At 72.4% G+C, this 26,649-nt stretch carries 15 protein-coding genes; 6 read left to right on the forward strand and 9 right to left on the reverse strand.

Annotation, left to right across the window (positions count from 1 at the left end):
- The first annotated feature begins 751 nt into the window (after nucleotides 1-751).
- Together Pma05_RS29865 and Pma05_RS29870 are read left to right on the forward strand one after the other, a co-directional pair.
- Nucleotides 752-1,144, forward strand: coding sequence for a hypothetical protein (locus Pma05_RS29865; protein WP_239313348.1), 393 nt, complete (start codon nucleotides 752-754; stop codon nucleotides 1,142-1,144).
- Between the two features lie 11 nt (nucleotides 1,145-1,155).
- Nucleotides 1,156-3,639: a DUF4132 domain-containing protein gene (locus tag Pma05_RS29870; protein ID WP_203860827.1), complete on the forward strand. Its 2,484-nt coding sequence runs from the start codon at nucleotides 1,156-1,158 to the stop codon at nucleotides 3,637-3,639.
- 30 nt (nucleotides 3,640-3,669) lie between these two features.
- On the opposite strand, the gene menC is transcribed toward Pma05_RS29870, so the two are convergent.
- The 3 genes from menC to Pma05_RS29885 form a co-directional block, all read right to left on the reverse strand.
- The gene (menC, locus tag Pma05_RS29875) at nucleotides 3,670-4,776 is read right to left on the reverse strand and encodes an o-succinylbenzoate synthase (protein WP_203860828.1); all 1,107 of its coding nucleotides are present in this window, start codon (nucleotides 4,774-4,776) and stop codon (nucleotides 3,670-3,672) included.
- The gene (locus Pma05_RS29880; RefSeq protein ID WP_239313350.1) at nucleotides 4,773-5,654 is read right to left on the reverse strand and encodes a GNAT family N-acetyltransferase; all 882 of its coding nucleotides are present in this window, start codon (nucleotides 5,652-5,654) and stop codon (nucleotides 4,773-4,775) included. The genes menC and Pma05_RS29880 overlap by 4 nt, the downstream gene beginning before the upstream one ends.
- 227 nt (nucleotides 5,655-5,881) lie before the next feature.
- Complete coding sequence (locus Pma05_RS29885; RefSeq protein ID WP_203860829.1) at nucleotides 5,882-6,721, reverse strand: M55 family metallopeptidase; 840 nt, start codon at nucleotides 6,719-6,721, stop codon at nucleotides 5,882-5,884.
- A gap of 127 nt (nucleotides 6,722-6,848) precedes the next feature.
- On the opposite strand from Pma05_RS29885, the gene Pma05_RS29890 reads away from it, so the two are divergent.
- Nucleotides 6,849-7,844 (forward strand): LuxR C-terminal-related transcriptional regulator, encoded by a 996-nt coding sequence (locus Pma05_RS29890; protein WP_203860830.1) that lies wholly within the window; start codon nucleotides 6,849-6,851, stop codon nucleotides 7,842-7,844.
- 161 nt (nucleotides 7,845-8,005) lie between these two features.
- Here the strand turns inward: Pma05_RS29890 and Pma05_RS29895 are convergent, their stop codons facing one another.
- The 3 genes from Pma05_RS29895 to Pma05_RS29905 all read right to left on the reverse strand — a co-directional run bounded on the left by Pma05_RS29895 (nucleotide 8,006) and on the right by Pma05_RS29905 (nucleotide 13,104).
- Nucleotides 8,006-11,791 (reverse strand): S8 family serine peptidase, encoded by a 3,786-nt coding sequence (locus tag Pma05_RS29895; RefSeq protein WP_203860831.1) that lies wholly within the window; start codon nucleotides 11,789-11,791, stop codon nucleotides 8,006-8,008.
- A 306-nt stretch (nucleotides 11,792-12,097) separates the two neighbouring features.
- Nucleotides 12,098-12,613: an HAD domain-containing protein gene (locus Pma05_RS29900; RefSeq protein ID WP_203860832.1), complete on the reverse strand. Its 516-nt coding sequence runs from the start codon at nucleotides 12,611-12,613 to the stop codon at nucleotides 12,098-12,100.
- A gap of 92 nt (nucleotides 12,614-12,705) precedes the next feature.
- Nucleotides 12,706-13,104, reverse strand: a complete 399-nt coding sequence (locus Pma05_RS29905; RefSeq protein WP_203860833.1) for a nuclear transport factor 2 family protein — start codon at nucleotides 13,102-13,104, stop codon at nucleotides 12,706-12,708.
- A 120-nt stretch (nucleotides 13,105-13,224) separates the two neighbouring features.
- Between Pma05_RS29905 and Pma05_RS29910 the strand changes: the two genes are divergently transcribed.
- Nucleotides 13,225-13,884 (forward strand): hypothetical protein, encoded by a 660-nt coding sequence (locus Pma05_RS29910; RefSeq protein WP_203860834.1) that lies wholly within the window; start codon nucleotides 13,225-13,227, stop codon nucleotides 13,882-13,884.
- Between the two features lie 47 nt (nucleotides 13,885-13,931).
- Here Pma05_RS29910 and Pma05_RS29915 read toward each other — a convergent pair whose 3' ends face one another.
- Nucleotides 13,932-14,882 (reverse strand): helix-turn-helix transcriptional regulator, encoded by a 951-nt coding sequence (locus Pma05_RS29915; RefSeq protein ID WP_203860835.1) that lies wholly within the window; start codon nucleotides 14,880-14,882, stop codon nucleotides 13,932-13,934.
- A 62-nt stretch (nucleotides 14,883-14,944) separates the two neighbouring features.
- On the opposite strand from Pma05_RS29915, the gene Pma05_RS29920 reads away from it, so the two are divergent.
- Nucleotides 14,945-16,099, forward strand: coding sequence for an epoxide hydrolase family protein (locus Pma05_RS29920; RefSeq protein WP_203860836.1), 1,155 nt, complete (start codon nucleotides 14,945-14,947; stop codon nucleotides 16,097-16,099).
- 158 nt (nucleotides 16,100-16,257) lie between these two features.
- Here Pma05_RS29920 and Pma05_RS29925 read toward each other — a convergent pair whose 3' ends face one another.
- A complete protein-coding gene (locus tag Pma05_RS29925) occupies nucleotides 16,258-17,124 on the reverse strand; it encodes an AfsR/SARP family transcriptional regulator (protein WP_203860837.1) in 867 nt (288 codons plus the stop codon).
- Between the two features lie 149 nt (nucleotides 17,125-17,273).
- Between Pma05_RS29925 and Pma05_RS29930 the strand changes: the two genes are divergently transcribed.
- Nucleotides 17,274-20,300 carry an AfsR/SARP family transcriptional regulator gene (locus Pma05_RS29930; RefSeq protein WP_203860838.1) on the forward strand — a complete coding sequence of 1,009 codons (3,027 nt, stop codon included), beginning with the start codon at nucleotides 17,274-17,276 and terminating at the stop codon, nucleotides 20,298-20,300.
- Nucleotides 20,301-20,306: 6 nt separating this feature from the next.
- Here the strand turns inward: Pma05_RS29930 and Pma05_RS29935 are convergent, their stop codons facing one another.
- The gene (locus tag Pma05_RS29935; protein ID WP_203860839.1) at nucleotides 20,307-26,522 is read right to left on the reverse strand and encodes an RHS repeat-associated core domain-containing protein; all 6,216 of its coding nucleotides are present in this window, start codon (nucleotides 26,520-26,522) and stop codon (nucleotides 20,307-20,309) included.
- Nucleotides 26,523-26,649: the final 127 nt, after the last annotated feature.

The following is a 26,649-nucleotide window of genomic DNA, read 5'->3' on the forward strand; positions in this document are numbered from 1 at the left end:
ACATATCCGAATCGCGGTCAATCGACGCCCCCACGCCGACCGATCGATTCGACCCCCTGGATCTCGCCGCGCAGAAATGCCGCATTCGGATCCTTTCCAGCATCACGAGCGCTCACTCAATGCCGTTGGATTGGCCGACAATGCCAGGCGCGACTGGATCGCGACTGAACGCGGCCTGGATGGCCGGCACGCACCGATCCGACGGGCCGCGCCGACAACGCGCATGCCATGCGGCACGATCCCTTCTCTCGGCCGGATCAACATGATCAACGACAGTTGGGGGCCGCGCAAGAACCGACCGACTCCGCAAATGCGTCATGCGCCCCTGAACTGATCCGTTCCGATCGCACAAAGTGGGCCGGAGCCAGTTTCACGTGCATGCCACGCTCGCCGTACCGTTCGGAACCCGGTCGCGGATGCTGACGTGCGGTTTTGCCCGGCGTCGAGAAAATCGTAGCGGTCATCCTGATGGCTGGGATGCTGTCTGTCGGATACCCAGCGGGCAGGGCCCGTACGGTGGGCCACCCGCCCAGGTGGGGCGGCCCGCAGGGCTGGACCGTCGGCGACAGCGCGAGGTCGCCGTGCGTCGCCGGCCGCTCGTCGGACGCTCGCCGGCCGCACGTCGGACGCGGTCCTGCCGGCCGCACGTCGGACGCTCGCCGGACGCGGTCCTGCCGGACGCTCGTCGGACGCGGTTCTGCGGGCCGCACGGTCGACGCCGTGTCGGGGGGCGGCCCTAGACTGCGACGCCATGGCGATGGTGAGTTTCGTCGACGAGACGACCGCGGGCGAGCGCAGTGCCGCATGGCACCTGGAGATCTTCGAGGAGCGCCTGCCGCTGCGGGAGGTGATCCGCCGCCGCGTCTTCCAGGAGGTCGCCGAGCACAACGCGAAGGGCGGCGACCTCTTCCGCGGCCTGGTGCAGCCGACCGACACCGAGCGGACGCTCAACGGTTTCAAGTTCAGGCAGCCACGCCGGATCGACCCGCAGGAGCAGGCCGACCGGGCGCTGGAGGCGTTCTCCCGCAACGGTTTCATCGTGCTCGTCGACGACCGGCAGGTCGACGAGCTGGACGCGGTCGTGGAGCTGACCCGCGGGACGCGGATCACCTTCCTCAAGCTCGTGCCGCTGGTCGGCGGATGATGTCGACGCCAGTGATTTTCCCCGAGTGCGGCGGGCGGATGGCCGAACTCGCCCGGCGCGGCGACGTCGAGGGCCTCGCCGACGAGACGATGGCGTTCACCGCCGTCTACACCGGGCACTGGGGTCACGAGAGCCGGCACGTGACCGACGCGCTCGGCCTCGTCGCGCCGGAACGCAAGCCCGAGCTGCTGATGGCGATCCTCGAGCGTTGCTGCCGGGTCACCGATACCGGGCAGCGCCGGGTCACCAACGACCTGTTGCAGATCCTGGTCAGGCCGTACACCAAGATCGCGACACCGGAGTCGGCAGCCGTCGCGCTCGCCTTCGGCGCCCGGCACACCGCCTACTTCGATGCCAAGGAGCAGCGGCGGATGGCCGAACTCCTGCTCGACGCCGGGCGGCCGCTGCCACCGGAGGTCGTCGCCGTGATGCGCCGTACGGTCGCGCACGGCTACTGGAGCTCGGCCGAGGCACTCAAGTCGTTGCTGGTCAAGCTCGACGTACCCGCGCTCAATCCGGGCGAGGCGTGGGCCGACCAGGCCCTGGCCGACGTCGCGTCGCTCGACCCGGAGGAGGCCCGCCACTGGTACGAGCTGTTCCGGCACGCGGCGACCGCCACCAGCGCCAAACCGTCGCAGAGGTGGGAGACGGCCGCTCGCGGGCTGCTCGACGAGCTGGCCGAGCCCGGTGACCGGCTCCGGGGCTGGCTCACGCTGGTCGGCCGACCGCGCACCATCCGCCTCAACCGCACCCAGTGGGAGCACGACGTCACCGAGTCGTTCGACCAGTTCAACACGACGCCGCTGCGTGGACTGGTCTGGATGGTCTCCTTCCTGCCCGACCACCCCGAAACGGCACGGGTGCTCGGCGCGCTCGTCGAGACGGCACTGCGCAAGGTCGCCGGGCTCGGCCCACGCAACCCCAAGATCGCCAACGCCGCGGTCTACGCGTTGTCCCGGGTACCGACCGAGGAGGCGCTCGCCCAGATCGCCCGGCTCGCCGCCCGGGTCACCTTCAAGGGCACGCTCAAGGAACTGAACGCGGCCCTCGACACCCGGGCGGCGGCGCTGGGCCTGACCCGGGACGAGGTCGAGGAACTCGCCGTCCCGGCGTACGGGCTGACCGAGGTGGGCCGGCGGGTCGAACACTTCGGCGACGCCTCGGCGACGCTGGACGCCAGCTCCGGGACGGTCACGGTCACCTGGCGCAGCAGCGCCGGGAAGGTCGTCAAGTCGGTCCCCGCCTCGGTGCGGTCCGGACACCCCGAGCAACTCGCCGAGTTCAAAGCCGCCGTCAAGGACGTCGAGAAGATGCTCTCGGCCCAGGCGGAACGACTCGACCGCCAGTTCCTCGCTGAGCGGGTCTGGCCGTTCGACGCCTGGCGTACCCGCTATCTCGACCACCCTCTGGTCGGTACGCTGGCCCGCCGGCTGATCTGGCTCGTCGACGACGTGCCCTGCGCCTACCGGGACGGCGCGCTGCACACCCACGAAGGCAAGGAGATCACGGGCGGTGAGACCGTCCGGCTGTGGCACCCGATCGGCCGCGAGGTGGCCGAGGTGCTCGCCTGGCGCGGATGGCTGGAGGCCAACCGGGTGACCCAGCCGTTCAAGCAGGCACACCGCGAGGTCTACCTGCTGACCGCGGCCGAGGAGAACACCCGGGTCTATTCCAACCGGTACGCCGCGCACGTCCTGCGCCAGCACCAGTTCCACGCCCTGACCGCGGCTCGGGGCTGGCGTAACAAGCTGCGGATGATGGTCGACGACGCGTACGAGCCGGCCACCCGCGAGCTGCCGCAGTGGGGACTGCGCGCGGAGTTCTGGATCGAGGGCATCGGCGACGACTGGGCGGCCGACACCACCGAGTCGGGGGCATACCTGCGGATCGCCACCGATCAGGTCCGGTTCTATCCGATCACCGCACCCGAGCACTACGCGCACGCCGGTGGCGGCGGCTACGAGCAGTGGGTGCACCAGGACGCGCAGCCGACCGACCCGCTGCCACTGGCCGAGATCCCGCCGCTGGTGCTCAGCGAGATCCTCCGCGACGTGGACCTCTTCGTCGGCGTCGCCAGCGTCGGCAACGACCCGACCTGGCAGGACGGCGGTCCCGACGGACGGTTCCGGGAATACTGGGCGTCCTACAGCTTCGGCGAACTCAGCGGCACCGCGCAGACCCGCAGGGAGATGCTCGAACGCCTCGTCCCCCGGCTGGCCATCGCCGACCGGGCCGAGGTCGAGGGCCGTTTCCTCGTGGTCCGGGGCGACCTACGCACCTACCGGATCCACCTCGGCTCGGGCAACATCCTGATGAGCCCCAACGACCAATACCTGTGCATCGTGCCGAAGCAGACGACCGGCTCCGCGACCGGCGACGTCTTCCTCCCGTTCGAGGGTGACCGGGTGCTCGCCGTCATCCTCAGCAAGGCGCTCATGCTGGCGAAGGACACCCAGATCACCGACCCCACGATCACCCAACAACTGCGAGGCTGACCCCGCCGCCGGCACCACCGAGGGGCTGGCCTACCGCCGCAGTTCGTGCACCGAGCGGGTGATCTCGGCCAGGACGTCCGGCAGTGGTTCGACGCCGAGCCCGGGGCCGGTCGGGACGTCGAGGCCGCCGTCCCGCAGCACGAAGGGTTCGGTAAGGTCGGTCGCGTAGTACCGGTCGGAGGCCGAGAGGTCACCGGGCAGCGTGAAGTTGGGCAGCGCCGCCAGCGCCGCGTTGCCGGCCCGGCCCAGCCCGGCCTCCAGCATCCCGCCGCACCAGACCGGCACGCCGGAGGCGGCACAGACGTCATGGACGCGACGGGCTTCGAGGTAGCCACCGACCCGGCCGGGCTTGACGTTGACGACCTGGCAGGCGCCCAGGGCGATGGCATCGGCGGCGGCGCGGGCCGACACCACCGACTCGTCGAGGCAGATCGGAGTACGGATCCGGCGCCCCAGCTCGGCGTGTCCACGCAGGTCGTCCTCTGCCAACGGCTGCTCGATCAGCACCAGGTCGAAGTCGTCGAGGCGGGCGAGATGGCGGGCGTCCCCGAGCGCGTACGCGGCATTCGCGTCGACCTGTAGCAGCAGGTCGTCGCCGAAGCGCTCCCGGACCGCCCGTACCGGCGCGACGTCCCAACCCGGCTCGATCTTCAGCTTGATCCGGAGGTAGCCCTGGTCGAGATAGCCGGCCACCGCGTCCAGCAGTTCCGGCACCGAGTCCATGATCCCGACGGAGACACCGCTGGGCACGTGCGTCCGGACCGCGCCCAGCCCGGCGGCGAAGGACATGCCGTGAGCCCGCAGTTCGGCGTCGAGCACGGCCATCTCCAGCGCGGCCTTCGCCATCCGATGGCCCCTGGTACCGGCCAGCAGCGGCGCCACGGTGTGCGCGGTGACGGTGTCGGCGGCGAGCAGGGCGGGCACCAGGAACCGGCGCAGGACGTCCCCGGCGCCCTCGGCGTACTCGGCGGAGTAGCTGGCGTCGGCACCGGCCACGCACTCGCCCCAGCCCTCGGCCTCGGCGGTGACCACCCGCACCAGCAGTGCCGACCGCTCGTACTCGATGCTCAGGGAGGTCCGGAACGGGGCCACCAGTGGCATGGCGACCTGCCACAACGTGACGGTTTCGATCCTCATCCCCGCTCCCCCCGGTCCACCACGTAGCCGCCTGCCGTCCGGTCGAAGTCGACCAGCCGGGCACCGGCGTCCAGCAGCGCGCCGAGTACGTCCCGCAGCGCCGACCGCCAGGCCCGGGCGGTGGCGGGATCCCGTCGCCGCAGCTCCTCGATGTTCGGCGGCACCGCCACCAGTACCCGGTCCGCGTCGACCGCCCGGTGGCGTGGCCGGTCGCCCTCGGCGGCCAGCATCGCCGGCGGCGGTGGCCCGGGATCGGGCGGCAGTCCCTCGTCGCAGGCCCGCCGGACCCGCTCGGCCAGCAGTTCCCAGCGCAGCATCAGCCGATCGGTGGGGTCGTCGCCGTTCAACCCGTCCGTCATCCGGCCGTAGTGGTCGACCAGGTAGGTGTGCGATCCGCCGCCGAGCTTGTGCAGGTTGAAGTGGGCGTTACGGGCCACCAGGGGGTCGAAGGTCCAACTGATCTCGGTGGCGCCCTGTTCGAGCGCGCCGGCCCGCTGGTCCAGCTTGAGCGCGAAGCCGATGTCACGACCACGGACCGACTCGCGCACTCCGGCGATGTGGCTGTACAACCCGAGTCGACCGGGCGGGCTCCAGAAGCCGATGCAGGCCCCGACCAACCGTCCGGGGTCGGCCGTCTCGAACGCGCCGGCCACCAGGCTGCCCGCGTCGACGAGGGAGCGGATGACGTCGGCCGCGAGCGGCAGGTGGCCGGCCGGGCTCCGCCACACCTCCTCGAGGAGCCGCTCGCAGGCGACGGTGTCCGCCAGCGACACCAGCGGGCGTACCCGTACCCCGGCCCGGGTCGCGGCCCGGGTCGCGGTCAGCCGGGCGGCGGCCAACTGCCCGGGGTCGTGGCTGGCGCCGAGGTCACGGCTCATTCACGACGCCCCTCTCGTGATCGGAAGGTCCCGGATCGCCGGCTCCGGACGCGCGGGGCGCCGTCAACCCACCCGCGCCTGCCGCTGATCATGTCGTGCCGGCTTTCCGTCCTGGGGTGATCGTGACATGGAACACATCGACGATGTTCGTCACCCTGTCCGGCGGCGAGGAAACCCTGACCGGCCGAGCGCGGACCCGTGCACAGCGGATCCAACAGGCGAACGGATCAGCCGGGCTTGATCTGGGCGAGCTGCACCAGGAGCTGGACCACCCGGTACGCCTCAGCCATGTCGCGGCCGGTGAAGGTGAGCGTGCGGGCGCCGGCCGACCGGGTGACGCCGGGGACCAGGGTGGCAAGGTCCACGGTGTACGGACCGTAGAGGTCGAGTTCGATCCGTACCGGAGTGGGGGTCGGCACGGGGCGGATTCGCCGGCGTCCCCGGACGGCCTCGGCGGCGCCCCGGCGGATCCGGTCCCGGGCCTCCTCCGGATGCAACGTCACCGCCGCCGCCTGGCCGAGCGCCTGCTTGACCTCGACGGTCACCGCCGCCGGCACCAGGTCCCGCAGTTCCGCGCAGGCCGCGTCGTCCCCGCTGAGCAGCACCACCGGTACGCCGTAGTGCCCGGCCACGGCCGCGTTCAGCCCGATCTCCCCCACCGACCGCCCGTCGAGCCGCACGTCGAGTACGGCGTCGCTGATCGTGTGCGCCAGCACGGCCGGCCCGGCACCGGCCCGGGCGTGGTACCCGACGAAGAGCAGCGCCTCCACCCCGGCTTCGAGCCCGGCCACCATGCCCAGCGGGCGCGGCTTGCCCCGGATCAGCCGGGCCCGCCGGTCGAGTTCCTCGGGCAGCAGGTTGCGGAACGGACCGTGCGAGTCCGCGACCGAGACCTCGGCGTCGGGCTCGGCGTCCAGCACGCCGGCGACCGCCGCGTTCACCTCGGCCGTCATCAGCGCCCGTCCGCGTTCGTAGTCGTAGCCACCCGGGTTCGTCTCGGTGGGGTGCACGATCCCGCAGACGCCCTCCAGATCGGCGGAGATCAACATCTTGGGTCGACTCGTCATCACCCCACCGTAGTGAGACCGCGCCGACGAAGATCAGCCGGTGGCCCTCCGCCATCACGCCGGCCAACGGGCCACCTGGCGGCTTCGTAGAGTCTTCGGAGTCGCCGGGGAGTAGGGAGGGGCGGGCATGTTCGACGACACCGGGCTGCTGCGACCGCAGGAGGAGCAGGCGTACCGGCTGCTGCTGCGCCTCTCCGCGGCCCGCCCCGCCGACCTCGCCGGGCTGGCCGAGGTACCGCTCGAGGAGGCCGCCGCACTGTTGGAGGGCCTGCGGAGCAAGGGGCTGGCCATGGCACGCCCCGGCCCGGATCCGGTCTTCGAACCGCTGCCGCCGGACGTCGCGCTCGGCAACACCCTGCTGCGCCGGCAGGAGTCGCTGGAGACCGCCCGCCAGGCGGTGGCCGCGCTGACCGAGGAGTACCGGACCAGTGCCCGGCGCCGCGACGCCGACCATCTGGTGGAGGTGGTCGTCGGCGCGGGTGCGTTGCGCGACCGGCTGCGCGACCTCCAGGATTCGGCCCGCGAGGAGATCCTCTGGTTCTGCCGGGCCAATCCGCTGGCCATGTCCGGTTCGGAGAACGCCGAGGAGTCCGGGGCGCTGGCCCGTGGGGTGCGCTACCGGGCGATCTACGAGCGAGCGCTGCTGGAGGCACCCGGCGAGCTGGAGAGCATCGCGGAGAGCGTACGCGCCGGTGAGGAGGCCCGTACCCTGCCGACGTTGCCGGTCCGGATCGCCATCGCCGACCGGTCGACCGCGATCTGCCCGCTGGTACCCGACGACGAGCGCGACGTCGGGGAGCCGACCGCCGCCCTGGTCCGGCGCAGCGAGCTGCTGGACGCGCTGCTGGCGCTCTTCGAGAGCCACTGGGACCGGGCGACCCCGATCCGCTGGGACGCCGACCGGTGCCAACTCTCGGACGCCGCGCCCGACGACGCCCTGGACGACGGCGAGCGCTTCCTGCTGTCGCTCTTCGTGGCCGGCTTTCCCGACAAGTCGATCGCGTCGCAGCTCGGCGTCAGCCGGCGCACCGTGCAGCGTCGACTGGAGCGGTTGATGACGCTGGCGTCGGTGGACACCCGCACCGGCCTGGCATTCCAGGCCGCCCGCCGTAACTGGCTCTGACGGAACGCACGGCAACCGTCAGGACGGCGGCAACGCGTCGGGACGGTGCCCGGACGGCAACGGTCGAGGCAGTGCCAGCCGCACCCGGTCGGGGCGGTTGGGGGCGGACGGCGCCGGTCCGAGCGGGACGGTGGTGCTGCGCCGTCCCGCCCGGCATCCGCTCAGCGCAGGCCGTACGCCCGGATCACGGTCTGGGTGACCGCGTTGCCGGACCGGTCGGTGGCCCGGACCCGCAGCGACACCGTGCCCTTCCCGGCCGGGACGCTCGCCCGGTAGGCGTTGCCGTGCCCGGTCACCTGGACCGGCCGCCAGGTGGCGCCCTCGTCGAAGGAGACCTCGGCGGTCAGCCTGGTCCCCGACGCGGTGGCGTGCCCGTCCTGGTGCCGGACGGTCAGCCCGACGGTGTGCTGCCGTCCGGTGGCCCGGCCGGTCAGGTCCACCGGCGCGGCGTAGTCGACCTGCAACAGCGGCAGCGGCCGTGCCTCGTCACCGGACCGCTGCCCGGACCGGAACTGCCACACCGTCTCGGTACGGGTGCCCCAGACCCACTCCTCGCCACCGCGCTCGGTGGTCAGGGCCAGCCGGTAGTCGGCCTCGGGCCCGGTGGTGGTCACGTCCTGCCGGGCGTCGGGCAGCTCGGCCAGCAGCTTCCCGTCCCGCCACAGCGTGGCACCGGCCCGGGACGCCTCGCCGATCGTGTAGTGCCCCTCGGGATCGACGAACTCGGGTACCCGCAGCGCGAGTGTGTTGCCGGTGCGGGTGGAGACCAGCTCCGGTATCCCGCGCGGCGCGGCCGGGCGGACCACCGGGGCGAGCCAGGTCTCCTCGGCGCTACGGGCACGGTAGCTGGTGGGCCGTTCGGCCATCCCGCTTTCGAGCGGGCCCATCTCGTTCCACGGCCACTCGTGGCTCACCCGGTGCTGCCAGACCGAGTCGCCGGTGGTCACCCACTCCTCGCGCTCCTTCGGGGTGGCCACGAACCGGGACGTGTCGTTCCATGCATAGGTCTGCCAGGGGCGCCATCCGAACCGCTGCTCCTTCGCCCAGGGGAATCCGCCGTTGTCGGCGTACCGGGTGGTGATCCGTGTCGAGTTGGCCGGGGTCACCCGGTAGACGATCCGATCCGGGATCCGGTTCCGCTCGACGTGCTGCACGTCGTAGAGATAGGGACTGGAGGTGGTGAGGGTCAGGTCCAGCGTCGCCCGGCCCCGCAGCGCCCGGGCGATCAGCCGCTGGCCGTCGTCGTTCGCCACCGCCAGCATCGGGATCGGCTCCCGGTCGCCTAGCGGCGACCACACGGTCCACGCCGACCAGTCCGCCGGACGTACCATCAGGGTCACCGCGGCGCCGGCCCGGGCCGCCGCCGCGGTCACCTCGCTCTCGCTCGGCGCCTCCTCGCCGTCCGGCTCGTTGCCCGACTCGACGAGTACCGCCGCGCCGCGTACCTTCGCCTCGGCCAGCTCCTCCGGGGTGCCCCGGCCGGCGTAGACGAGCGGGAACCGGCGGGGCCCGTCGTACGCCGGGGACTGCCCGATGAGGTTGATGTCGAGCGGACCGGAGACCCCGGCGACCTCGGCGCGCACCATCGGCGCGACGAGCTGCCACCGGGACGAGAACTCGTACTCCCCGCTGGTCAACTTCCGGGTCGGGGTGACGTTGACCTGCTGGACCGTGCTGAAGTGCATGGTGCCGTGGCTGATCCGGCGACCGGTGCCGGTCACCCGGTGCGAGTAGTAGCTCAGCACCGCCTGCTGCTCGGCCGGCTTCGGCGTCTCGATCCGGATCGGGGTGCCCTTGCGGGCGTCGAGCAGCACCTCCAGGTCCCGGTCGACCCGCAGTTCGGGGTCGGTGATCAGGGTGGCCTGCTCGTCGAGTACGCCGCCGTCCTCGATCAGCGCGTGCAGTAGATAGCTACCCTCGCCGACCTCGATGCTCTTGCTCTCCCCCGCCCACAGGAAGTTCAGGTTGTCCCAGCGGTAGCTGTCGCCCATCAGCGCGAGGACCGGCACCGTCACCGGCTGGCCGGCCCGGCCGACCGCCCGGAGGGTGACCCGGTGCCGGGGGCCGTCCAGGGTGATTCCCAGCGCCGTGCTGGCGAGCACGCCACCCGGACCGGTAGCGGTGATCCAGCCCCCGAAGAGTCCCCGGTCCAGTTTCGCCAGGTCGACGGTGACCGGTACGTCCACCGACCCGCCGGCCGGCACGGTGACCGTCCGGGAGCCGGTCGTCACGGCGTCGGTCTCCGGTACCTCGGTGACGACGTTCTCCAACTCGACGGCGAGGGTGAGCGTGACCGGCGCCGGCCCGTCGTTGGTGTACGTGACGACCTTGCCGACCGGCGCCGCCGCCGTACCAGTCCGGGCGGTGGCGGCGGAGTCCGGATCGGTGTGCAGGCCGAAGTCGACCTGGCCGCTGGCGTACACCCGCTGGCCGACCGCCCGGGCGACGTCGACCCGGCCGGTACCTTCGTCGAAGACCGACAACTCCGGGTTGGTCCGGGCGGTGCTGACCAGTGCGTCCTTCAGCCGCGCCGCCGTCCAGTCCGGGTGCGCCTGGGCCAGCAGCGCGGCGGCGCCGGCCACGTGTGGCGTCGCCATCGAGGTGCCGGAGGCGGCGGTGTACCGGTCGTCGACCGGCCGGCCCATGCTGGTACCCGCGGCCCGGGCGGCCACGATACCCACCCCGGGGGCGGTGATCTCCGGCTTCAGTCCCTCGTCGCCGAGTCGAGGACCCCGGCTGGAGAAGTCGGCGAGCGACTCGTCCCGGTCCACCGCGCCGACGGTCAGCGCGGAGCTGGCCGCGCCCGGCGTACCGACGGTGTAGTTGGCGCCCTGGTTGCCGGCGGCCACCACGAAGAGGGTGCTGGTGTCGCTGGTGATCCGGTTCAGCGCCTGGCTGAGCGGGTCGGTGCCGTCGGTCGGCCCGCCGCCGAGGCTCAGGTTGACCACCGCCGCGCCCTGTTCGGCGGCCCACTCCATCCCGGCGATGATCCAGGAGTCGTAGCCGCTGCCGTCGTCGCCGAGCACCTTGCCGGCCAGCAGGCTCGCGCCGGGTGCCACCCCCTTGCGGGTACCGCCGGATCCGGCGCCGGTGCCGGCCACGGTCGCCGCCACGTGGGTACCGTGTCCATGGTGGTCGGTGGTGTCCGGGCTGCCGCTGAAGTTCCGGGCCAGCGTCACCTTGCCGGTCAGGTCGGGGTGGGTCTGGTCGACCCCGGTGTCGAGTACCGCCACCTTCACCCCGGCACCGTCCAGGCCCGCCTGCCAGGCGGCCGGCGCGCCGATCTGGGCGACGCTGCGGTCCAGTACCGGCCGCACCCGGCCGTCCAACCAGATCTGGCTGATCCCGCCGCCGAGGGCGGGGGCGGCGGCGGTGCGGGGCGCGCCGGCGGCGCCGGCCGGGCTGACCGTCTGCCAGAATCCGGCCAGCGAGTCCTTCCCGGCCGTCAACGCGGCGCCGCCGATGCTGGTCAGCGGCCGGGCGTTGGTCGTACCGGCCAGGGTGCGGGCGGTGTCGGCGGGGTTCTGGTAGCGGACGATCAACGGCAGGCTGGCCGCGGCGCCGTCGGCGTACCCGTCGGCGATCAGCTCCTGCACGTCGAACAGGTCGGCGTCCAGGGTGCCTGCCGAGACGTACGGCACGACGTCGCTGGGCAGCACCCGCAGTCCGCCGTCCACTTCCATGGTGTGGAAGGTGATCCGTTCCCGTCCGGCCGCCGGGCGGACCGACGCCGCGTACCGGCCATCGCCGGCCGACGAGACCTCGACGACGTCGCCGGTGATCAGGGTGACCCGCGACCCGGCAGCGGCCACGCCGAGCGCGGCCAGCGACCCGGTGGCCCGGGGTACCGAGGGCGGGGGCGCGGCGGTCGCCGGTGGGGGCCCGGCGGCGATGAGCGCGAGTACGGCGGCCAGACCGGCAGCGGCACGACGCAGCGGAGATGACATGGCGGGGTCTCCTTCGACTCTCGCGAAGACGCCGTCAACGGCGACAGTCGGAGTCTGTGGCCGGAGCATTTCCTTGGTCATCAACCTGTGGTGCCGCAGAGGCGACATGGCGCCAAGTGGACATCCGGCGGCCACCGTGGGTATCCCCGATGTCCGGTCCACGTGAAGTTGGGCATCGTCCAGGATTGTCGGCACCGACGGTGGCACCGTCCGGATGTGGTTGGCACCAGCCTCGTTTCGAGTGAGGGTGGCCGGTCGACACCGCGACGGTCGGCCGCGGCTCAGCCGCGAATGAACTGCACGTCGTCACCCTGCGAGCCAGCGGCGGATCAGTGCGAAGTCCGCCTCGGTAAGGCCCAGGTAGGGGTCGACGCGATGCAGCAGGGCCCTCCCTGGGTAGTGGGCCGCAACCCACGCCTGGTCGGCGTCGGTAATCTCGTCGTCCAGCCAGAGGAACGGACGTCCGGCCGCCCACCAGGTCAGGAACGCCGTCTTCCAGTGCAGGCCGTACTGCGGGCTGTCGTCCGAGTCGGGCCAGTCGACGACCGGGAGTTCCGGGAGCCCGAGCCGCGGCGAGACGACCTCGTTCGCCTCCGCCATCCAGGTCGTCGCCCAGACGAGCTGACATCCCAATGCCAGCAGCATCCGCCCGTCCTCCGGGCGGAGCCTGTCCAGGAGCGGATTGCCGCACACGTCGTCCGGGGAAGTCGAGCGCACCGAACCCAAAGAACGCTCAGGGCCGGCTGGACGTGCGGCGAACGTGATCAGCGGCCCGTCCACGTCGAGAAAGACGAGTGGCCGGCCGGCAGGCCCCGAACTCATGGGCCGAACCTACAACCACCACTCACCGTCAGGTGGTGCGACGACGCGGACGTGATATTCGGTCGAGGGCCGCACCGGCATCGGCCGGCGCCTCAGCCGAACAGGCTCTCGGGCGGCAGCAGGCGCCCTTCTTTGACGTGCGAGTAGTCGCGGGCCTCGGCAACCAGACCCGCTTCGTCGAAGCGCAGCAGCGTACAGCCGGAAATGGTGAGCGGCTCGCCGTTCGGATAGGTCACCGCCCAGTACTCCACGGTCGCCAGCTCGCCATCGACCTGTGGCTCGCCGAACCAGACCTCGGCCGGCCGGGTCTCCTCGTCGAAGCACTCCTGGACATAGCCGCGCAGTCCCGCGCGCCCCCGATAGGGACGGAACATCGACGCCCAATGGTCGGCCTCCTCGGCCTGTAGCGCGACGATCCCGTCGACGTCCTTGGCCGGCCAGCCCTCCGCCCAGACTGCCGCCCACCGTCTGGCCGCGTCACGCACGTTCACGATCGGTCCCCTCCCACGACATATGCCAGCGAGAGTTCTAGCACACGCGTACGACCAGTTGCCGCCGATCAAAGCGGCGCGAGCCTGTCGGCCGGCTCGCGCACCAGCTAGGTTGTCCGGGTGAAGATCCAGGTCATGGAGGGTGCGCTCGTCGAGCTGCCGGCTGCGGGGGCCACCGGCATGCATCGCCGCGCCTTCGGCGAGTTCGTCGGTCCTCGGGGCGAACTGGCCTCGTACGCGTTCGGCTGGACCACCGGGTCGGAGCCACACGTCGGCGCGCTGTCGATCGGGATCGGCGTCGGCAATCCGGGCGGCGGCACGTTCCACGCTCGGGTGTTCGCGCACGAGGAGGGCCACGCGTTCTCCCTCACGGACGAGCCGTTCGCGCAGGTACCGCAGGGCGGCCCAGACCTGACGGCGGACCAGGCTCGCGCCCACGAAGATCTGCCGTTCGTGTGGTGGGTGGCGGACCAGGTCATGGAGCGTGATCGACGCGCGCGGTGGATGCGGCACTGGCTGCTGGGCACCCACTGCATCCAGACGGTCGAGGTCTTCGAGCATCGCGAGCCTGTCCTGCTGGTGGTGAACGACGCCGACGGCGGGCTCTGGCAACTGGTCGGCACCACCGACGCCAGCAGTACCGGCAAGATCGGACACCTTCACCACGCGATTGACGAAGATCCGACGTTGATCGATGTCCTCGACCTGCCGCCCGGCCACAGCGCGGGCCGAAGCCGCATCGGCGGACGGTGGACTCGGGACCGCAGACACCGTGCCTGAGCCGCCGAGCACCCGGTGCGATGCCGTTGGGTCGAGTTGCCTGGCGGTCAGCCGACGCTGTCGGCGAGGCGGGTGGCGAGGGCGCGGATGCGCGTGACCAGTTCGGGTGGTTCGTGCACGGTGAAGGGGAGGTCGAACAGGCCGAGATAGACGGCCAGTTCGTCGAGGGAGTTCGACCCGGTGTGCAGGAGACAGGTCTGCGGGTCGACGGCCTCGATGACGCCGACCGTCGGGAGGATCTGCTCGGCGGCCACCTCGGCGGGTACGTGCAGCGTGACGTGCGCCTGGTATCGGTAGGCCGCGGTCGAGACGCCGTGCGACAGATACCCGGCGAGGTCGCGGTCGGGTGCCGCGCGCGGGGTGAAGCGGGGACCCACCGGGACGCGCGGGGCCAGGCGGTCGATCCGGTACGTGCGCCAGTCGGCCCGCTCGACGTCCCAGCCGATGAGGTACCAGCGTCGGCCGGTGTGTACGAGCCGATGGGGCTCTGCCGTGCGGATTGACGTCGTACCGTCGTGGCTGCGGTAGTCGAAGCGGAGCCGGTGGTGGTCGCGGCAGGCCGCGGCGACGGCGGTCAGGGTTTCGGGGTCGACGGTCGGGCCGGTGGCGGGGACGGTCACGGTGACCGAGTGCAGCAGGTTCACCCGGCGTCGCAGCCGCGCCGGGAGGACCTGTTCGAGCTTGACGAGCGCGCGTACCGAGCTTTCCTCGATGCCGGCGACCGTGCCGCTGGCGGCGGCGCGCAGCCCGATGGCGACGGCGATCGCCTCGTCGTCGTCCAAGAGCAGCGGTGGGAGGTTCGCTCCGGCGCCGAGCCGGTAGCCGGGCACGCCCGGCGTGGAATGCACCGGATAGCCGAGGGTACGCAGCTTGTCGACGTCGCGCCGGACGGTCCGTACGTCGACTCCGAGCCGGTCGGCCAGGTCAGCGCCGGTCCAGTCGCGGGGTGTCTGTAGCAGGGACAGCAGTCGGAGCAGCCGCGCCGAGGTTTCCAACACCCGCCGAATTCTGCCAGCCGGCTAGGACAGAAGCTGTCCTAGCTGCCCCCTACGTTGCACTCATGACCGAAGACATCACCCCGTTCCGGATCGACGTTCCGCAGGAGCAACTCGACGACCTGCGCGATCGGCTCGCCCGGACTCGCTGGCCCGTCGCGCTGCCCGGCGACGACTGGGACACCGGCGTACCCACCACCTGGCTGCGGGAGCTGGTCGACTACTGGCGCAGCGGCTACGACTGGCGCGCGGCCGAGGCACGGCTCAACGAGTTCCCGCAGTTCACCACCATGATCGACGGGCAGCGAATCCACCTCGTGCACGTACGCTCCCCGGAACCGGACGCATTCCCGCTGGTCCTGACCCACGGCTGGCCCGGCTCGGTGGTGGAGTTCCTCGACCTGATCGGACCGCTGACCGACCCACGCGCGTACGGCGGTGACCCGGCCGACGCGTTCCACGTGGTCATCCCGGCGCTGCCCGGGTTCGGCTTCTCCGGGCCGACCACCGATGCCGGGTGGGACACCGATCGTATCGCCCGGGCCTGGGCCGAGCTGATGCACCGGCTGGGCTACCAGCGCTACGGGGCGCACGGCGGCGACATCGGTGCCGCGGTCAGCCCACAACTGGGCCGGGTCGCGCCGGACCGCGTCGCCGGGGTGCACGTCAACGGCGGCCCCGGCCCGCTGCCGCCACTGCCGCTGAGCGACGAGGAACTGGCCAGCCTGTCCGACGTCGAACGGGATCGGATCGGCCGGATCGAGGCGTTCATGCAGGAGGAGTTCGGCTACATCGCCATCCAGTCCACCCGCCCCCAGACTCTCGCGTACGGCGTGACCGACTCGCCGGTCGGCCAGCTCGGCTGGCTGATGGACAAGTTCCGGGAGTGGACGCATCCCCGACCGGTCCTGCCCGACAAGATCGTCGACCGGGACATGCTGTTGACGAACGCCATGATCTACTGGCTGACCGGTACGGCCGGCACGGCGGCGTACGTCGGCTATGCCCAGGAATCCGGGTGGGGCGCCAGCAAACCGAACTCCGGCGTGCCCACCGCGGCGATCGTCTTCGCCCACGACGTCGGAATTCGGCGCTACGCCGAACAGGAGAACACCATCACCCGGTGGGTCGACGTCGACCAGGGCGGCCACTTCGCCGCGCTGGAGGAACCCGAGGCGCTGACCGCCGACATCCGGGAGTTCTTCCGCGACCTTCGCTGACCCTGGAGCGGAAGCCGGAAGCCGGAAGCCGGAAGCCGGGAGCGGAAGCCGGTAGCCGGGAGCGGAAGCCGGGAGCGGAAGCCGGGAGCGAGAGCTGGGGGCGGAAGGCATTCGGTGGCCTGGACTGATCCGGCGGTCCGGGCCACCGGGCGCCGGAGTCACCCCCGCTCTGCGGAGCCGGCGGACTCCCAGCGGCGCACGATCCGGGCCGGCGGGCGCATCGGGTGCCGGTGCGGTAGCTGCTCCGGCGGATTCCGGGTGGCCCGCGACGCCGTGACGGGAAGCTTGCGTTGCAGGATCGCGCGATGCAGGGCGGCCAGCTCGGCGCCCGGCTCCATCCCGTACCCGCTGATCAGCGCGACCCGCGCGCTCCGGTACGCGGCGAGCGAACCCGCCAGGTCACCACCCCGATAGCAGGCCACCATGAGCTGTCCCCAGGCCCGCTCCCGATGCGGATGGTCGCCGAGGAACTCGTGCAGCATCGCCCGAGCCGCCTCGTATTCCCCGAGCTTGACCAGCACGTCCGCGTACTCCTCGGTGGCGGCGAACCGTTCCGCCTCCAGTACCGCGGCGCGGGCGGCCAGCGGCCCTCCCTGCGGCACGTCCTGCAACGGTGCTCCCCGCCAGTACCCCAGGGCACGGTGCAGGTGGCCGCCCGCGCCCACGAGATCGCCGCCCTGGACCGCCCGCCGTCCCTCGGTCAGGGCGGCCTGGAAGCTGGTCGCGTCGACGGTGAACCGCACCCGGGGCGGTGGCACGAGCCGCCATCCGGAGCCGTCGCGTACCAGGTCCGCGCGGTTGGCCAACCACGCCCGCAGCCCGGACAGGTAGGTACGCAGGTTGGCCGGGGCCGACCGGGGTGCCGCCCGTCCCCACAGCTCGGCCACCAACCTGGTACGCGACACGGCACCGCCGTCGAGCAGCATCAGGGCGAGGATTCGCCGCCGGTTGCCGACCGGCGCCGCCACCTGCTCCCCGTCCTGACGGATGTCCAACGGCCCCAACAGGCCGACCGCGAGGTCCATCGCGACCGCTCCTCCCCCGCTCCCGTGGAGCACCGTCTACTCAGGATCACACTTCGCTGTGGAAGAGGCGTGGAAGGTGTGTGGATGATGCGTCGGTAACATCAACAGGCTCCACTGTCGCGGCGGCGGGCTACGGGGTGGGAGGGTGGATGCTGCTGGTTTCGGTGCTGGGGCCGGTGCGAGTGCTGCGGGACGGCGTACCGGTCCGGCTGGGGCCGCGACAGGTCGAGGTGCTGTCGATCCTCCTGCTCAACCGGGATACTTCCGTGCCGGCCAGCCGGATGGTGGAGCTGCTCTGGGGCGACGCGGTCCCGCCCGGCGCACCGGCCACGCTGCGCAGTCACGTGTCACACGTACGCCGGGCGCTGCAACCGGACTCCCCCGGCGCCGCCGAGATCGTCAGTGGCGCCGGCAACCCCGCCGGCCGGGGATACCGGCTGGGCCTGGCCCCTGAGCAGATCGACGCACACCGGTTCGAGCGGGAACACACGCGGGCCCGGCAACTGCTGCGGGCCGGCGACGCCGAGGAGACGAGCCGGGCCGTCACCGTGCTGCACGACGCCCTGGGGCTCTGGCGTGGCCCGGCCTACGCCGACGTGGCCGACCGCCCGTTCGCGCTGAACGAGGTCGCCCGGCTCACCGCACTGCACCGGTCGGCCCGGCTCGCCCACGCCGAGGCGCTCGCCTCGCTCGGCAGGTACGGCGAGGTGGTCATCGCGCTCTCCGGTGCGGTGGCCGAGGAGCCGTACGACGAGAGGCTGCGCCGGCTGCTCGCCGTCGCCCTCTACGCCGAGCAGCGGGTGGACGAGGCCGCCCAGCTCTGCCGGACCGGCCTGGTCCTGCTGCGCGAGCGCGGCATCGACGCCCCCGACCTCCAGCGGTTGCAGCGCCGCATCCTGCAACGTGACGTCCCGCTGCACCAACCGCCGACACCGCCGACACCGCCGACCCTCCGCTCACCGGTCTCCGGGGTACGCCCGGACCAGCCGCTGCACCAACGGCCGACACCGCCGACCGGGGCGGCCGGCACCGCGTCAGCCGGACCACATGGCGCCGTCAGCGGACCACCGCCGGCCCCCGTTGCCGACCCGCCAGCCCCGGCCAGCCCACCCAGCACAGCCGTCGGCGCCGGGGAGCCGACCCCCGCCGGACGGGGTGCGCCGCATCTGCTGCCGCCGGACCCGGCGCGCTTCGTCGGCCGCGAGGCGGAGCTGGACGACATCCGGCGCCGGCTGGACGACCTGGTCGACCGGGCCGAGACCATGGTCGTCACCGGGCCGCCGGGGGTGGGCAAGTCCAGCCTGGCGATCCGGGCCGGGCACGCGGTGGCGGACCGGTTTCCCGACGGCCAGTTGTACGTCAACCTGCGCGGCTTCGACCAGACCGGCTCGGCGCTCGGCCCCGGTGAGGCGATCCGGGGTTTCCTCGACGCGCTGGGCGTACCGCAGCAGCAGTTTCCGGTCACCGAGGCGGCCCAGGCCGGCCTCTACCGGGCGAGGCTGGCCGGCCGGCGGGTGCTGGTGGTGCTGGACAACGCCCGCGACGCCGACCAGGTACGCCCGCTGCTGGTCGGCTCGCCGGGCTGCGCCGTACTCGTCACCAGCCGCAACCAGCTCGCCGACCTGGTCACCACCGAGGGAGCGCATCCACTCGGCCTGGATCTGCTCTCCGAGCCGGAGGCGCGGCAGTTGCTGGCCCGCCGCCTCGGCGACGGGCGGGTGGCCGACGAACCCGAGGCAGTGGCGGAGATCGTCAGCCGGTCCAGCCGGCTCCCGCTGGCGCTGGCGATCGTGGCCGCCCGGGCGGCCGGCAACCCGCGCTTCCCGCTGGAATCCTTCGCCGACGAGCTACGCCACGCCGACCAGGGTCTGGACGGGTTCCGGGCGGCCAGCCCGGCCACCAACATCCGTACCGTCTTCTCCTGGTCCTACCGCACCCTGAGCCCGGCGGCGGCGCGGCTGTTCCGGCTGCTCGCCCTGCCTCCCGGTCCCAGCATCACCGTGCCGGCGGCGGCCAGCCTCGCCGCCGAGCCGGCCGACCGGCTCCGCCCGGTCCTCGCCGAACTGGCCGCCGCGCACCTGGTCGCCGAGGTGTTCCCCGGCCGGTACGCCTGCCACGACCTGTTGCGGGCGTACGCCATCGAGCTGGCCGGCGACGACCCGGAACACGAACGACAGGCCGCCGAACGCCGGCTGCTCGACCACTACCTGCACACGGCTCGCGCCGCCGACCGGCTGATCTGGCCGCAGCGGGACCCGATCGCCAACGCGCCGCCCGGCGACGGGGTGGCCGCCGAGCGGCTCGCCGACCAGCAGGCGGCGCTGGCCTGGTTCGCCGCCGAGCACGCCGTACTGCTGGACGTGGTCGCCCGGGCCGTCGAGACCGGATTCGACGCGCCGGCCTGGCAGCTCGCCTGGACCCTGGTGAACTTCTTCGACCATCGTGGACACTGGGACGACTGGTTGGCCACCGTCGGGCGGGTGATGCCGGCGCTCGACCGCCTCGGTGACCGCTCTGCCCAGGCGCACGCCCACCGCCTCCTCGGTGGGGCGTACGTACGGTTGCGGCGCCACGACGACGCGCGGGCGGCGTACCGGCGGGCGCTGGACCTCTTCGACGAACTCGGTGACACCGTCGGCGAGGCGTTCACCCACCGCAGCCTCGGCTGGCTGGCCGAACGGCAGGGCGACCCGGCGAGCGCGCTCCGCAGCGACCTGCGCGCGCTGCGGCTGTTCCAGCAGGTGGGCCATTTGGACGGCCAGGCCAGCGCGCTCAACTCGGTCGGCTGGTGCCAGGCGCTGCTCGGCCGCTACCGGGAGGCGATCGAGCACTGCGAACAGGCCCTGCTGCTGCACCGCAAGAGCGGCAACCGGGGCGGCGAGGCGAGCGCCCTGGACAGCCTCGGCTACGCCCACCACCTGCTCGGCGACCACGGGCCGGCGATCGGCTACCTGCGGCAGGCGGTCGAGCTGTGCCGGGAACTCGGCCAGTGGACCCAGGAGGCGGAATCCCTGCACCGCCTCGGCGACGCGCACCACGCCACCGGGGCCGTACCCGATGCCCACCTGGCCTGGCGGGCGGCGCTGACCATCTTCGACCGGCTGGGCCGCCCCGAGGCCGCGACGGTCCGCGGCAAGCTCGACCACGGCCCCGGGGCCGCGCCATCGACGGGTTGACAAGGGTCACTTGTAGTACCCGCCGCCGAACAGGTTGGCGTCCATCTCGAACGGGTTGTAGCAGGCGCCGGGGTCGGTGCACTGTTGCCCACCCAGCTTGCGCGGGCCGAAGACCTGGAACGCCCGCTTCGACAGTTTGTCCATCTTGTCGTAGAGGGCGGCGAACCAGATCGGCCCGAACAGGGCCCACTGGGTGGCGTGCCGGACCTCGTGCGCGAGAAGCAGCTTGTCCTTGAGCGCGTCCTTGGTGGGCCGCTTGGTCAGGAAGATGTTCCCGTGGGTGTACTCCCGATCCTTGAACGTCCACTTCGCGCCGCCGCAGACCCAGAGCCCGCCGTTGACCTGGGAGCAGGAGGCGCCGGCCGCGGCCGCCTCCCCTCTGGCGGCGAGGGTGACGCCGGCGTTCTGCCGGGCCCGCCAGGTGGCGAACTCCTTGCCGAGCACCGTCTGCACCAGTTCGCCGAGCGAGGTGATGAAGTTCGCCAGGGTCTGGATCCGGGCCTGGAGTCCCTTCTTGGCCTGGCTGCTCAGCGAGGACGCGCCCAGCTCCTTGTAGATGTCGTCGACCTCGGCGTTGATGATCGACGCGATCTTGTTGAGTTCGGTGCGGACCTCCTTGCTGTAGGGGTCCTTCTTGAGCAGGTCGACCAGCTTCGTCAGGATGTCGTACAGCGCGTCCGGGTCACGGAACGCCTGCTTCATCAGCTTCTTCAGCTCGGCCTGGAGCTGCTTCTGCTGCTCCTTCTTCGTCTTGCGCCCGTCCGGGTCGCTGAACGAGGTCGGATTGTTCTCCGCGTACGCGTAGCCCTGGAGTTGTTGCGGATCCTCGACGTCGGTGACCGGGTCGGCGGAGATGAACCGGCCGATCGCCGGGTCGTATTCGCGGGCCCCGAGATGGGTCAGCCCGGTCGACGCGTCGCGCTGCCCGCCGACGAAGCCCCGCTCGTCCGGCCACGTCGGGGTCGCGCCGCGCGGCGCCCCGAACGGCAGGTGCCGGCGCACGGTCACGGCCAGCGACGCCGCGTCGATCGCCAGATCCGCGGTGCCGTGCAGGTCGGTGGCGACCCAGGTCAACCCGGCCGGGGTACGCACCGCGACCGTCTCGCCGCCGAACCGGTACGAGCGGGTGCCGGTGACCGCACCGGTGCCCGAGTCGGCGCGCAGCTCCATCCCGTCCAGGTAGAGGGTGGTGCCGCCGGGGTCGCGGCGGAGCAGCCGGTTGCCGTCGGCGTCGTAGACGAAGCTGGTCACCGCGCTGCCGGCCGTCACCGTGGCCAGGTGCCCCTCGGCGTCCCAGGTCAACGCCTGGCCGGGCCGCGCGGTGGTGTTCCCGGCGGCGTCGTAGGAGTAGGAGTCCGTACCCGGGCCGCCCGGACCGGTCCGGGTCACCGTGCGTACCGTGTGCGGCTGCGCCGTGCCGGCGGCCGGATAGCCGTAGCTGGCCGCGCTGTCGCCGCCGGCGGCGTGCCGCACCTCGGAGAGCCGGTTCCCGGCCGCGTCGTAGCTGTAGTCGTGCCAGTACGGTGCCGGGCCGCCCAGCGCCGACGTGCTCGGTGCGGCGGCGCAGCCACCGGTCGGTGTCCAGGCCGTCACCAGCCGGCGCAGGTGGTCGTAGCGGAAGCACTGGGTGTCTGCCGCGCCGCCCGCCGGGGTGTCGGTGACCGAGCGCAGGTTGCCGGCCGGGTCGTAGTCGTAGCGCCGGTCCGCGACCGACGGCTGGCTCGCCGACTCCCGGGTCACCTGGGCCCGCACCACCCGCCGGGTCGCCGGGTCGTAGCCGAACGTCTGCCACACCTGTGCCCCGGCCGCGCCGAACGTCTGCTCCAGCGGCTCCGACAGCTCGGTGTAGCGGGACCCGGTGACGTAGCCGGCCAGTCCGGTCAGGGTCGAGGAGAGCCCGAGCGGGGTGTAGCCGAGGGTCAGCGTCTCGTCGGGCAGCCCGCCGAGGGTGGTCCGGCCCTCCACGAACGGCATCCGCACCGTGCCGACCTGGCCGGCGTCGTTGTAGGTGAGCCGGTTCTGGTAGCGCCCGGCCAGTCCGTTCTCCACCGCCGGGATCGTCACGGCGGTGCCGGTCGGCCGGCCCGCCTGGTCGTAGCCGAGTACCTCGGTGGTGTACGCGTGGCCGTCGAGGTAGCGGGTGCTGGTCGCCGGCAGGCCCACCCCGCCCGGGGCGGTGTCGTAGCTCCACGACGCCAGCCGGCTCCCGTCGAGACTGCCCGCGTACGCCCCGATCTTGCGGCCGGCGTCGTCGTAGTCGTACGCGACGGTCTGGCCGCGTCCGTCGGTGGTGGAGACCAGCCGGTCGTCCTCGTCGTAGACGTAGTTGGTGGTGCCGGCGTCCGGGTCCTCGGTGCTGGTCTTCCGGCCCCGCAGGTCGTAGCCGTACCGCCAGACGTTACCGGCCGGGTCGGTCACCGAGGAGAGCTGCCCGGCCCGGGTGTACGTGTAGCGGGTGGCGTCGTACGCCCCGGTCGGCGCCCCGCCCGAATACTGGCGCAGCTCGACCATCTTCCCCTCCACGTCGAGGATCCGGGTCGTCGCCGTCTCCCCGTCCGGCGGGTCGACCGAGACCCGGTCCCCGGCGTACGTCGTCGTGCTGCGCCACTGCTCCACCCCGTACGACCGCAGCGCTTCCACGGTCGGCCGGCTCGCCCCGTCGTAGCCGTACGTCGTCGCCGCCGGTACCGCCTCGTCGGCCGCCGAGGCAAGGGTGCCGGCCGGCGGGGACGAGTGGTAGTAGGGGGCGTTCTTCCGGGCCACCCGGCCCTGCGAGTCGTAGAGGACGTCGGTGACGATCCGACCCCCGGACGGCGACGGGTCCTGGGTCTGCCGCTCTCGCAGCAGCCCGTCCAGCAACAGATAGCTGGTGGTGTAGCCACCGTCGCCGCGCAGCGTGGCGGTGCTCACCACGCTCGGCCCGCCGGTGCTCACCTGGTACGCGTACCGCCGGGTGGCGGTGGCGCAGGAGGTACGCGGCCGACCCGGCTCCCACACGCAGGTCAGCCGACCCAGCGCGTCGTAGCTGGCGTCGGTACGCCGGCCGGCCGCGTCGACCTGGGCGACCGGCTGGGCCCGGGCCGGATCGAGGACGGTGGTCTCGGTGTGCCCGAGCGGGTTGGTCCGGACCAGCTGGGTCACCGGCCCGCCGCTGGCCGGGGTGAAGGTGGTGGTCGACCGGTTGCCGCCGGAGTCGAGGGTCTCCACCGCCCGGCCGTGGCTGTCGTAGCTCGCCCGGACGTTGGTGACGAACGCCTGCCCGCTGGCGCCCCAGGAGGCGGTCTTGTCGTGCCGGGTGGCGTGGCCGGCGGCCGGGATCGTGCCGGTCGTCGCGGCACCGTCGTAGTAGAGCCGCTCGTCGGAGATCAGGTCGGCCGGATACCGGGGGATGGAGTCGCAGGAGCGGCTCAGCTTCAGCAGCCGGGACGGCAGGTTCGTCAGGTGCCGGTCCGGGCTGGTCGCGTAGGTGGTCTGGGTGCACCGGTCGTCGGTGCTGTCGGCAACGTCGCCGAGGTCGTTCACCTGCCGGATCCGCCCCTGCGCGTCGAAGCTGCGGTGCTCCTCGGCGAGCCGGGTTCCGCCGCCGGCCAGCGCCGCCCGCTTGCGGATCACCGCGATGTCGAGCTGGTACGCCTGCAACGGGTCGTTGCCGGTGCGGGCCCGGGTGGCCAACGGCGCGGTCAGGTAGGGGTCGTTGATCGTGCTGGTCACCATCGGGCCGCCGACACCGTCGTGGACGGTCGTCTCCCGGGTGAAGCCGGACAGCCGGGGATGGTCCTCGACCTGGGCACCCGTCGAGTCGGTGACCCGCACGTCGCGCCGCCCGCCGCCGGAGAGCCGGTCGTCGTCCATGCCGCGCAGGAACAGGTGCTCGGTGAGGCCCTGCACGCCGGCCGACGCGTTGCCGGTGCGTACCCGCACCTTCTGGTAGCCGCGCCAGTGGTTCCAGTCCCGCCGGTTCGTCGGGGTGGCCTCGGAGTCGTCGTAGTGCCAGGCGGCGCCGCCGACGTACTCGTACTGGGTGAGCCGGGTCGGGGCGCCGCCGACCAGATCGACCTCGGCGACCTGGCTGACCACGTACTTGTAGAAGACGTCCGGGCCGGCGTACGGGCTGGGCAGCCGCCCGTTCGGGTAGCACCGGCTCACGTTCTGGTCCGGGACGATGTACGGCTCGGCGCCGCACTGCGCCGCCGAGTACGAGATCTGGATCTGGCCGCCGGTCTCGGTGTTGATCCGGGCGACCCGCCACTTGTAGAGCGACGGGAAGTCCGCGTTGCCGTTGTGCCGGTTCTTCATCGACACGCCCGTGAAGGTCACCTCGGGCAGCGCGGTCGTGCCGCCGGAGCTCCCGGTCCGGGTGATGCCGTTCAGCCAGAGCGACCGGGAGGCGTCGTTCTCCTCGCCCCACGGTTCGTCCGCCGGATACGGGTCCGGGTACGACTGCCGCAGCGTCCACGAGTCGACGTCGCGCAGGGTGCCGTCGATCCGGGCCTGGGTGCTGACCGAGCCGAGCCGCTTGCTGGTCCAGAACGTCGGTGTCCAGTAGTAGGTGCAGGAACTCTGGCACTGCTGGTCCCACGGCACGTCCGGCCAGTTCGACCAGTTCCCGGAGGCGGAGGTGCAGGTCGATCCGGCGGTGCGACACCGGTCGGCCGCGGTGAGGTTCACCCGGGCGCCCGGGGTCGTGGAATAGACCGTGCCGTCCCGCTGGCCGTAGTCGATCCGGCTCAGGTGGGCCGCCCGGACGTACGGGGTGGTCTCCCCGAAGTACGGCGAGCCGTTGTAGCGCCCGTAGTTGTTGGTCTCCCGCTGGTACCAGTACGAGATCGCGTCGCCGTTGCGGTCGACGACGTAGTCGAGGTTCCACCGGTACGCCTGCTGGCACCAGGAGGTGGCCGCGCTCGACGTCCGGCACGGTTCGCCCGGGTGGTTGCCGAAGACCGGCACGGTCTGGGTCGAGTTCGTCTCCGGCCGCCCCGACGCCCAGCCGGTCGGCCGGTTCAGCCCGAAGTAGTACTGGGTGCCGTCGGGTGAGGTCAGCCGCCAGTGTTCACCGTCGTCGTCGCCGTTGTTCGCCCCGGTCAGCTTCTCGACCTTCCAGCCGCTGTCGTTCTGCGCCCGCCAGCCTCCGGTGGCGTCGTCCCGGACCAGTGCACCGCCGACGCCGGGAAGGGCCGCCGTGGCGTTGTCGGAGACCCAGCAGAGGTCGGTCGCGTTGACCGAGCCGCCGGTGTCGTCCTTGCAGGTCCGGTAGGACCGCTCGATGTAGCCGGTCGACAGGTCGAAGCCCTCGCCGACCCAGGATGGCTGGTTGTTCGAGGAGCCGGCCCGGCCATCCACACTGGACGCCGAGTAGGTGATCGCGAGTTCCGGCGTCGGGCCGGGCACCTTGGGCGCCTGGAGCGGGTAGTTCCAGGAGAAGTCGCCGGACTGGAGCCCGACCTGCCAGGTCGCCGAGGGTGCCAGCTTGGTCGCCGCGAACGAACCGGTGCTGCCCTCCGGCGCCGCCGCGACCGCGTAGACCGCGTCCGAGGTGCCGGGCAGCTCCACCTCGGCGACCAGCCGCCGGGCCGCGACCTCGTTGCGACCCGGCACGGGTACGGCGGCACCGGCGCATCCCGTCGTGCCGGGCGCCGGGTCGGCCGGTGCGGCACAGTCGGGCAGCCGGAGCAGTCGGAGGCGACTGCCGAAGCTGCCGCCGGCCGCCGCCGCGAACCCTGAATAGTCGACCTCCACGGTGGCCCGGCCCGCCGCGGTCACCCCGTCGGCGCGGCGCAACCTCAGCAGTACCCCGGTGAGACCGATCGCCCGGGCGGCGGCCTGGTCGAGCACCTCCACGCGTACCCGCTCCGGGGCCGTGCCGCTTGCCGGCGTGCCCACGCGGACCGGCAGGTCGCCGGCCTGGGCCCGGCGTGGCTCCCGCTCGGCGGACCGGCCGCTCGGCGGGGTCGGCCGGGACACCTCGGCGGCCCCCGCCGCCGGCCAGCGGACCGGGACCGGCTCCCGCGAGTCGGCCAGGGTGGCCGGGTCGGTCCCGGCGGAGCGGACCGGCACCGCCGTGACCGGCACCGACCCCATCCGCTCGACCGCCGGCCGGGCCGCCGCGCCCGACCGCTCGTCGGCAGGGGGCCGGGCCGCCGAGGCGACGCTTCCGGCGGGTACGACCAGAGGGGCTGCCACGGCCGCCACCAGGGCCGCGACCATCACCCGGATACTTGCCATGCCCGTCCTCCAGCCTCGCAAGACATCGACACCTGCAACGCTAGGCAGCCATCCGTCCATGGGCGCGCACATCGCGGCGCATACGAGCCGGGACGGCCGTCGGAGCGGGACCGGACGGCCGTGACCC

The organism is Plantactinospora mayteni, assembly GCF_016862935.1.
Classification (GTDB): Bacteria; Actinomycetota; Actinomycetes; order Mycobacteriales; family Micromonosporaceae; genus Plantactinospora; species Plantactinospora mayteni.

Excerpts from the sequence above, each read along its gene's own strand:
- Pma05_RS29895 (WP_203860831.1), bottom strand. The coding sequence starts at position 11,791 with ATGTCATCTCCGCTGCGTCGTGCCGCTGCCGGTCTGGCCGCCGTACTC.
- menC (WP_203860828.1), bottom strand. The coding sequence starts at position 4,776 with ATGAGGATCGAAACCGTCACGTTGTGGCAGGTCGCCATGCCACTGGTG.
- Pma05_RS29890 (WP_203860830.1), top strand. The coding sequence starts at position 6,849 with ATGTTCGACGACACCGGGCTGCTGCGACCGCAGGAGGAGCAGGCGTAC.
- Pma05_RS29935 (WP_203860839.1), bottom strand. The coding sequence starts at position 26,522 with ATGGCAAGTATCCGGGTGATGGTCGCGGCCCTGGTGGCGGCCGTGGCA.
- Pma05_RS29900 (WP_203860832.1), bottom strand. The coding sequence starts at position 12,613 with ATGAGTTCGGGGCCTGCCGGCCGGCCACTCGTCTTTCTCGACGTGGAC.
- Pma05_RS29925 (WP_203860837.1), bottom strand. The coding sequence starts at position 17,124 with ATGGACCTCGCGGTCGGCCTGTTGGGGCCGTTGGACATCCGTCAGGAC.
- Pma05_RS29865 (WP_239313348.1), top strand. The coding sequence starts at position 752 with ATGGCGATGGTGAGTTTCGTCGACGAGACGACCGCGGGCGAGCGCAGT.
- Pma05_RS29885 (WP_203860829.1), bottom strand. The coding sequence starts at position 6,721 with ATGACGAGTCGACCCAAGATGTTGATCTCCGCCGATCTGGAGGGCGTC.
- Pma05_RS29930 (WP_203860838.1), top strand. The coding sequence starts at position 17,274 with ATGCTGCTGGTTTCGGTGCTGGGGCCGGTGCGAGTGCTGCGGGACGGC.
- Pma05_RS29880 (WP_239313350.1), bottom strand. The coding sequence starts at position 5,654 with ATGAGCCGTGACCTCGGCGCCAGCCACGACCCCGGGCAGTTGGCCGCC.
- Pma05_RS29920 (WP_203860836.1), top strand. The coding sequence starts at position 14,945 with ATGACCGAAGACATCACCCCGTTCCGGATCGACGTTCCGCAGGAGCAA.